Origin of the sequence: Vibrio sp. Vb2960 (assembly GCF_033337665.1) — a bacterium.
GTDB lineage: Bacteria > Pseudomonadota > Gammaproteobacteria > Enterobacterales > Vibrionaceae > Vibrio > Vibrio alginolyticus.
The window spans coordinates 1-6,540 of record NZ_JAWORD010000043.1 but is presented as its reverse complement, the minus strand read 5'-3'; the positions used below and the strand labels follow the sequence as shown (position 1 = coordinate 6,540).

General features: G+C 40.3%; 10 protein-coding genes and 1 pseudogene. 9 read left to right on the top strand and 2 right to left on the bottom strand.

The genetic code is table 11. From position 1 onward, the window contains the following. The first annotated feature begins 110 nt into the window (after positions 1 to 110). The 4 genes from R7O03_RS22255 (at position 111) to R7O03_RS22240 (ending at position 2,478) form a co-directional block, all read left to right on the top strand. Positions 111 to 746, top strand: coding sequence for a hypothetical protein (locus tag R7O03_RS22255; protein ID WP_318132051.1), 636 nt, complete (start codon positions 111 to 113; stop codon positions 744 to 746). Positions 747 to 832: 86 nt separating this feature from the next. Beyond that, entirely contained in the window at positions 833 to 1,333 is a 501-nt protein-coding gene (locus R7O03_RS22250) for a hypothetical protein (RefSeq protein WP_318132050.1), read from the top strand. A gap of 149 nt (positions 1,334 to 1,482) precedes the next feature. Beyond that, complete coding sequence (locus R7O03_RS22245; RefSeq protein ID WP_139794022.1) at positions 1,483 to 1,809, top strand: hypothetical protein; 327 nt, start codon at positions 1,483 to 1,485, stop codon at positions 1,807 to 1,809. 144 nt (positions 1,810 to 1,953) lie between these two features. After that, the gene (locus R7O03_RS22240; RefSeq protein WP_318132049.1) at positions 1,954 to 2,478 is read left to right on the top strand and encodes a GNAT family protein; all 525 of its coding nucleotides are present in this window, start codon (positions 1,954 to 1,956) and stop codon (positions 2,476 to 2,478) included. A 170-nt stretch (positions 2,479 to 2,648) separates the two neighbouring features. On the opposite strand, the gene R7O03_RS22230 is transcribed toward R7O03_RS22240, so the two are convergent. Then, complete coding sequence (locus R7O03_RS22230) at positions 2,649 to 3,002, bottom strand: hypothetical protein (protein ID WP_104973997.1); 354 nt, start codon at positions 3,000 to 3,002, stop codon at positions 2,649 to 2,651. A gap of 292 nt (positions 3,003 to 3,294) precedes the next feature. Between R7O03_RS22230 and R7O03_RS22225 the strand changes: the two genes are divergently transcribed. The 5 genes from R7O03_RS22225 (at position 3,295) to R7O03_RS22200 (ending at position 5,922) form a co-directional block, all read left to right on the top strand. Further along, positions 3,295 to 3,567 carry a hypothetical protein gene (locus tag R7O03_RS22225; protein ID WP_318132048.1) on the top strand — a complete coding sequence of 91 codons (273 nt, stop codon included), beginning with the start codon at positions 3,295 to 3,297 and terminating at the stop codon, positions 3,565 to 3,567. 193 nt (positions 3,568 to 3,760) lie between these two features. Then, on the top strand, positions 3,761 to 4,126 hold the full coding sequence (locus R7O03_RS22220) for a zinc ribbon domain-containing protein (RefSeq protein ID WP_318119318.1): 366 nt from the start codon (positions 3,761 to 3,763) through the stop codon (positions 4,124 to 4,126). Positions 4,127 to 4,285: 159 nt separating this feature from the next. Continuing rightward, positions 4,286 to 4,696, top strand: coding sequence for a cytidine deaminase (locus R7O03_RS22215; protein ID WP_021033956.1), 411 nt, complete (start codon positions 4,286 to 4,288; stop codon positions 4,694 to 4,696). Positions 4,697 to 4,850: 154 nt separating this feature from the next. After that, a complete protein-coding gene (locus tag R7O03_RS22210) occupies positions 4,851 to 5,165 on the top strand; it encodes a hypothetical protein (protein WP_017191322.1) in 315 nt (104 codons plus the stop codon). A gap of 151 nt (positions 5,166 to 5,316) precedes the next feature. Further along, a complete protein-coding gene (locus R7O03_RS22200; protein ID WP_039978409.1) occupies positions 5,317 to 5,922 on the top strand; it encodes a hypothetical protein in 606 nt (201 codons plus the stop codon). A 386-nt stretch (positions 5,923 to 6,308) separates the two neighbouring features. Here R7O03_RS22200 and R7O03_RS22195 read toward each other — a convergent pair. Further along, a pseudogene (locus R7O03_RS22195) lies at positions 6,309 to 6,540 on the bottom strand (hypothetical protein); the annotation flags it as partial.

The window sequence follows — 6,540 nt, the reverse complement described above, 5'->3', positions numbered from 1 at the left end:
GAGTGATTCGCAACGCTTGGCAGTTTCGCTTCGCTCAAGTATAGCCAAGCGCTGCTCACACCTTAATGCGGCGTTATGTTTTTCAATGAAACTACGGAGATAAATATAAAGTGGAAGCTTTAATTCGATTTAGTTACGACGTTTTTGGTATGGATAAAGTTTCTGCTATTTCAGTGCTTTTATTTATCATGGTGTTTAAGATTATAAAGACCAGAATTGACCGTTATAAAGAACAAAACAAAGGTTTGATTTCTGAGATGATTGCTGAAATCGAAAAAAATAATAAACCTCGCTACCACTTAGTTGTAGAGCAAGTGTTTCAAAATAGATTTGGCATGCTGTTGAACTATCCAGAAATTAAGTTTTTAACTAAAACACTTACGCCTAGCGCAAATATCGTAGATTACAAGTTAGGTCGGAAGTATTTGAGTTTTAATGATGACTATACCGATATTGACTTTAAAAGAGGCTATGGATTTAAAGTCTTAAAGTTGGTCAAATGGATCTACATTGGCTGTTACTTTCTCTTTGCTATGGGAGCATTTTATTTAGTGTGGTTGATGCCTGACCTTCCATATACGGCTCATAGTGGAGTCGCCATGTACTTTCTGACGGTAGCTTCGTTACTCTTCTTAGCATACTTATGTATTGATGAGTCAATTCGCCCTCAAGCCGCGATAGATCTGATGAAAAAACATAACAAAGCGTTTAAGGCAGATTCGCAACGCGTGGCACCCTCAGTTTAAGTTGGGTATTGTGTTTACGGTGTAATGGTCTAGTTTAGTGGTGGCGTTGCTCACTACTTAACGCGGCGTTAAATTCTTGAGGGTTTATGAGAGCATTTCGAAATGTATCAAAAGGGGTGCAGGGTAGCCTCAAATCACTTTATTCCGCTCTAGACAATAAAACGAACGAGAGCATTGAAGATTGGCAATGTGTTGCAATCACTGTGTTCGATCATTGGTTAACACGAGAAGAGTTTGAGCAATATTTTACTAATCGCACGTTAGACCAACAAGCCGATATTGACCTGCGTTGGCATTTGTTTCATCGTCTTCTAGCGGAGGACGTTTCGTGTTACCAGTACAAATATAGATCTGTTAGTCGGTTGATATTTAAGGAGCCAAGAAACAGTTCTTTGTTTGTCCGCCGTTTATCTAGGTTTTCAATTACGGATGCTGATGCTTTGCAGCTCGTAATTCCAGAATATCGGGCTGTTTTCGTACAAGGTTATGACGATACATGTTCTCTTTACTTTGAGTGTCGAGAGTCTGTAAAGCCTCTACTCCATGAAATTAGAAAGTTGGGCATGTATACGTTAGAACGAATTTAACAAACTGTTTAAGAGTGATTCGCAACGCGTGGCATTTTTACTATGCGTTGTGTTTAGTGTTTAAGGTGGTATGCGGCGGCATCGGTATTGCGTTGCTCACACCTTAACAGGGCGTTATGTGCTTTGGGCTAAAAGTAGGTTATCTAGGTATGAAGATAAAATATTCGTTTGTTGCAATGCTGTTCTTAGTTGGTTGCTCTAGCGATCCAAATGTAAAATATGCACGGTCTGTAGAAGCAGGTGCACAACTTTGTTTCATTGAAAACAATAAGTTTCAAGTAGGTAATAAATGGGAAAATCCCTATAAAACAAATCACGTAAATATTGTGTCGTTACATCATCAATTAACGATTCACTGCAATAATGGTGAAAAATGGTCACAAGACCAAAACTCAACTATTCATCTAGAAGTTAACAAAACAAAATGGTTGCCATGTTCCGAACATGTGAATTTCTGTAAAAGTGAACACAAATAGTACGCACATAACAAACTGTTCAAGAGGGATTCGCAACGCGTGGCATTTTCACTATGCGTTGGTTTTAGTGATTAAGGTGGTTTGCGGCGGCTTCGGTATTGCGTTGCTCACCCCTTAACAGGGCGTTAGGCGAATGGAGGCGCAATGAACTACGAAAGTGGAGTTTTTAGAGTCAGGGAGCTTCGAGAAGCTGATGCAAATTCTTTGTTCAATATGTATTCAGGCTCAAGCAGTTCAGCAAAGTACATATCGACATCGCCCCACAACACAGTTGAAACCACGCTTTCGAAAATTAAACAATGGCGACAATTCTATTCAGAAAATGCTCCCAAAGTTTGTGTGTATGGTGTTGCAACGAGTCCAGATGATTTTGTGTTCGGTTTGGTTGTTTTCGTATTTAATGAGCAATATGCTGAAATTCACTTTGGTATATCAGATCAATTTAGTAATCAAGGCATCGCAACAGAGTTATGCCGCTCTGGTCTGCAATACTTGAAAAGTTTGGGTGTAAATGAAGTAAGAACCAATCCCTTTATTGAGCATATCGCAAGCATAAGAGTTTTAGAGAAGTCGGGTTTCTCAAATCATGGTACGCTCAAAAATCATGCACGGTTTCCGACTTTGGGCGATGGTCTATTCAACTGTGCGGATATGCGAATAAGCCTTTGAAAATTCGCCTAACAAGTTGTTCAAGAGGGATTCACAACGCGTGGCATTTTTACTATGCGTTGGTTTTTGTGTTTAAGGTGGTTTGCAGCAACTTCGGTATTGCGTTGTTCACCCCTTAACAAGGCGTTATAGCAACTAAAAGGCCACCTGTAATAGTGGCCAGTACGGAATTAGTAAGATGAACAAGCGCCGTATGATGGTGCTTCTTTTATTCGATACTTTCTGCCGTTTTGATCTTTCGTATTTGTGTATGAGTAAGGTAGATCATCATAGTATGAAGGCATTTCCAAAGCGCTGTACCCACCGTTCGGCCATTCTGCAAGCGCGTAATTTGAGTACGATTGGTACTTGTAGCTATTTGTTGCCTCATTTAATTGTGAGCCTGTAACTATTGTGACAGGAACTTTGTACGGGTCTCCCCATGAGTAATCAGCTTTTTGATACTGGACACAACCATATTCTTGAGAAGCAAAAGCTACGTTGATTGTACCTAGCAAAGTTAAGGCAAATACAAACTTCTTCATTTCGTTTTAATTTAAAAAGTTCCGCATCCCTTTTATTCCATGCAATTTAGCACAAGGGAGTTTGGTCATTAATCTATGCACTCCAAATTTGCGCGCGGATTATATGGGGAAAATAGTTCTTCGTATACATAAAGTTGAATAGTTGCTATAACAAACTGTTCAAGAGGGATTCGCAACGCGTGGCATTTTTACTATGCGTTGATTTTAGTGGTTAAGGTGCTGTGCGGTGGCTTCGGTATTGCGTTGCTCACCCCTTAACAGGGCGTTATGTGCTTATAGGAATAATGTATTCATGTCAGCAGAAGAGATAATGAACTTATCGAAGAAAAAACAGTACGAGAAAGCCTACTTCGTTGGGAAAAAATACCTAGAAAAGAGTCCGAGTAACGCCGAAGTAGTTGAGGCGCTGAAAGTTGTCTCTTCAGATCTTAGGTCGAGATGCATGGATTTAGCATATAAAAAGGCAGATAACACTTCAGCCTATTTTAAGGTGGCAAGCTTGTTAGAAAAAGTGAATCAACTTACAAATCAAGATCTTTACGGTAATGTGATAATCCCAGATTAATGTACAAAACTGGGCACTCACTATACGGTGATGCATCGTTCAGAAAAGATATGAGAATCACTTAGCCGCGCACATAACAAACTGTTTAAGAGTGATTCGCAACGCGTGGCATTTTTACTATGCGTTAGGTTTAGTGGTTAAGGTGGTATGCGGGAGCTTCAGTATTGCGTTGCTCACACCTTAACAGGGCGTTATGCCTATAAGAGGGAATATGGATAGTAAATGGGAGTGCTTTGGGTGCGGGCATAGCAATGAACACTCATCATTAAAGTGTGAACAGTGCGGGTCTTTAGGCAAAGAGCTTGCAAACAAGCAGATGGCAAACCACCTGTTAGGGAATGACAAAGTGAAATCGAAGTTTGAATACTGCTGTGATAAATGTGGTTCAGAGTCATATGAGGTTGGTGAGTTAAGAGCCAGTGGTGGATTTTGGAGTACATTTTTCAATTACAACAAACACCGTTTTTATTTCTTATCATGCAGTAGCTGCGGTCACACTGAGTTTTACAAACGAGGTCTAGGTACTGGACAAAAAATACTAGATTTTCTAGGTGGTTAGCATAGGCATAACAAACTGTTTAAGAGTGATTCGCAACGCGTGGCATTTTTACTATGCGTTGGTTTTAGTGTTTAAGGTGGTATGCGGCAGCTTCGGTATTGCGTTGCTCACACCTTAACAGGGCGTTATAGCGCACGATAAAATTGAATATGGATGGTCATGGATAATATCGAAAAAGAGCTCTATCAAGCAGCAATAGAACTAGTAAATATGCGATATCCTTCTGGTTGGGGTGGAGCTGCGGCTGTTAGAACAGAGTCAGGAAAAATATTAACAAGCATTGCTCCTGATACTAAAAACGATGCTCTTTCACTATGCATGGAGGTGGGAGCGTATTTAGAGGCTCACAAACTCAATGAGCGAGTGACCCACTCATTATGCCTGTGTCGTGAGAGTGAGAACGATGAATTTCTAATTTTGTCACCATGCGGAGTTTGCCAAGAGCGCCTCGTCCATTGGGGTGGGGATGTCAAAGCAGCAATTACGACTTCGGGGAATGCATTGGTTTTCAAGACTATACGAGAATTAATGCCTCATCATTGGTCACTTGTAAACGGCAAAGCGCTATAACAAACTGTTTAAGAGTGATTCGCAACGCGTGGCATTTTTACTATGCGTTGGTTTTAGTGTTTAAGGTGGTATGCGGTGGCTTCGGTATTGCGTTGCTCACACCTTAACAGGGCGTTAGCTGTTTGTGCAATGTGGTATTGGAGAGTGAAACTAAATGGAAGCAAGATTTAATAAGTTATTAGCGTTCAGTATTGTTTTAGTCCATTTTTTTGCTTTCTCTGGGCTACTATATAAATCTCAAATTTATGGGCATATAGCGGTCTCACCCGGAGAACCTTATGGGTTCGGTGACGTTATAGATTTATTGTTTGCTTGTTTAGTTGTCTTGATGTGGTGTTTTGCGATGGTATCCTCAATTGTGGTGACTTTACTTAATATTAAAAGTAACTGGCTAGCTTCTTTGAAGGCACTTTTATACGGCACGGTTGGTCTTGTTGGTTATTTTTACGTTAATAGTTCAGTCTCCTAATACGAAACAGCTAACAAACTGTTTAAGAGGGATTCGCAACGCGTGGCATTTTTACTATGCGTTGGTTTAAGTGTTTAAGGTTGTATGCGGCGGCTTATGTATTGCGTTGCTCACCCCTTAACAGGGCGTTATATACCTAGGGAGAATAAAGGTGAAAAATAAAATAAAGTTAGTTTACTCATTGTTATTGCTAGTAGTTCTTACAGGCTGTGCATCTACGTTGAAACCGCAAGATCTTAAGGAAGTTGAAACCGTCGGGGTAGTTAACGAGTTTCCTGAATATCCTAATTTTGTAACGACTGGTACAACGATATTTAACAACGATTATGATGCAGTTAAAGATAGTTCTTTCTCTGATTTACTTGTTAAAACGGTCAAAGACTATGTCGAGGCAAAAGGGATGGCGGTTAAGCTTATCTCGGAGTCAGAAATCGGTGATGTTGATATGGCTATAAAGCTTGTACCTAGAGATATTTATGGTGTATCGAATACTTTCGGCTATGGTGTCCATCAACAATCAATCTTTGGTAAACGAATGGGTGCGATAACATATGTATCGTTAAATGTTGTTCCATATATTGATGGCGACAGCAAATGCAGTACGTGTTACTTAAAAGGGGTTAAGGTTCTCGACATCGAAGAGCTTCCCGCGCAGTTCTCACTTTTATCTCAAGATGAACAAGCGCATGTAAAAGATAGTCTTGATAACAATATCCAAGAAACACTGACTAAAATTCTAATCGATAGCGGTATATAACAAACTGTTTAAGAGTGATTCGCAACGCGTGGCGTTTTTACTATGCGTTGCGTTTAGTGTTTAAGGTGGTATGCGGGAGCTTTGGTATTGCGTTGCTCACACCTTAACAGGGCGTTAGTCGCCAGAAAAAGCTAGCAATCAGAATCATGTTTCTGACCTAAAAATTTGGCAGTAGTTTGTTTGGTACACAGATCTATCGTCAATGGTCAAAGCTCAGTTTTAACGGTTTTAAGTCCAAAATTTTGCAAGTGTCCTCACGGTTGTTTTGTTCTTTGGTGCTGACAGAGCAGGGTAATCGAGAATTTGTTTTTGGTTGTAACTCTGCTCGTTGAGTTTGTTGGTTCAAAAGCAGATCTACTCGCTGAAAAGTCGTCTTCTCTGGTGTTTTAAGTTCCACGTGGTTTCAGTGGCTTTGTTGCAAGTCCGCACTGTGAGATTGGCTTTCCAAAAGCGCTTTTTGGTGTTGTCAGTCCATTTTCTACGGCGTTGTTTGTTCTAAGTGGTTTCATTGAGTAGCCGCTTTGAGACTGCGCCTGACTTAAATGCATCAAAGCACATAAAGTTTGTTGTTCGCAAAGTTTAGTTCGGCTTAAAATTGTCGCTCGGTGCCTCGCGACT

What these genes read in the sequence shown, in the direction of transcription:
- R7O03_RS22250 (WP_318132050.1), top strand. Translation starts at nt 833, where the DNA reads ATGAGAGCATTTCGAAATGTATCAAAAGGGGTGCAGGGTAGCCTCAAA.
- R7O03_RS22245 (WP_139794022.1), top strand. Translation starts at nt 1,483, where the DNA reads ATGAAGATAAAATATTCGTTTGTTGCAATGCTGTTCTTAGTTGGTTGC.
- R7O03_RS22240 (WP_318132049.1), top strand. Translation starts at nt 1,954, where the DNA reads ATGAACTACGAAAGTGGAGTTTTTAGAGTCAGGGAGCTTCGAGAAGCT.
- R7O03_RS22230 (WP_104973997.1), bottom strand. Translation starts at nt 3,002, where the DNA reads ATGAAGAAGTTTGTATTTGCCTTAACTTTGCTAGGTACAATCAACGTA.
- R7O03_RS22225 (WP_318132048.1), top strand. Translation starts at nt 3,295, where the DNA reads ATGTCAGCAGAAGAGATAATGAACTTATCGAAGAAAAAACAGTACGAG.
- R7O03_RS22220 (WP_318119318.1), top strand. Translation starts at nt 3,761, where the DNA reads ATGCCTATAAGAGGGAATATGGATAGTAAATGGGAGTGCTTTGGGTGC.
- R7O03_RS22215 (WP_021033956.1), top strand. Translation starts at nt 4,286, where the DNA reads ATGGATAATATCGAAAAAGAGCTCTATCAAGCAGCAATAGAACTAGTA.
- R7O03_RS22210 (WP_017191322.1), top strand. Translation starts at nt 4,851, where the DNA reads ATGGAAGCAAGATTTAATAAGTTATTAGCGTTCAGTATTGTTTTAGTC.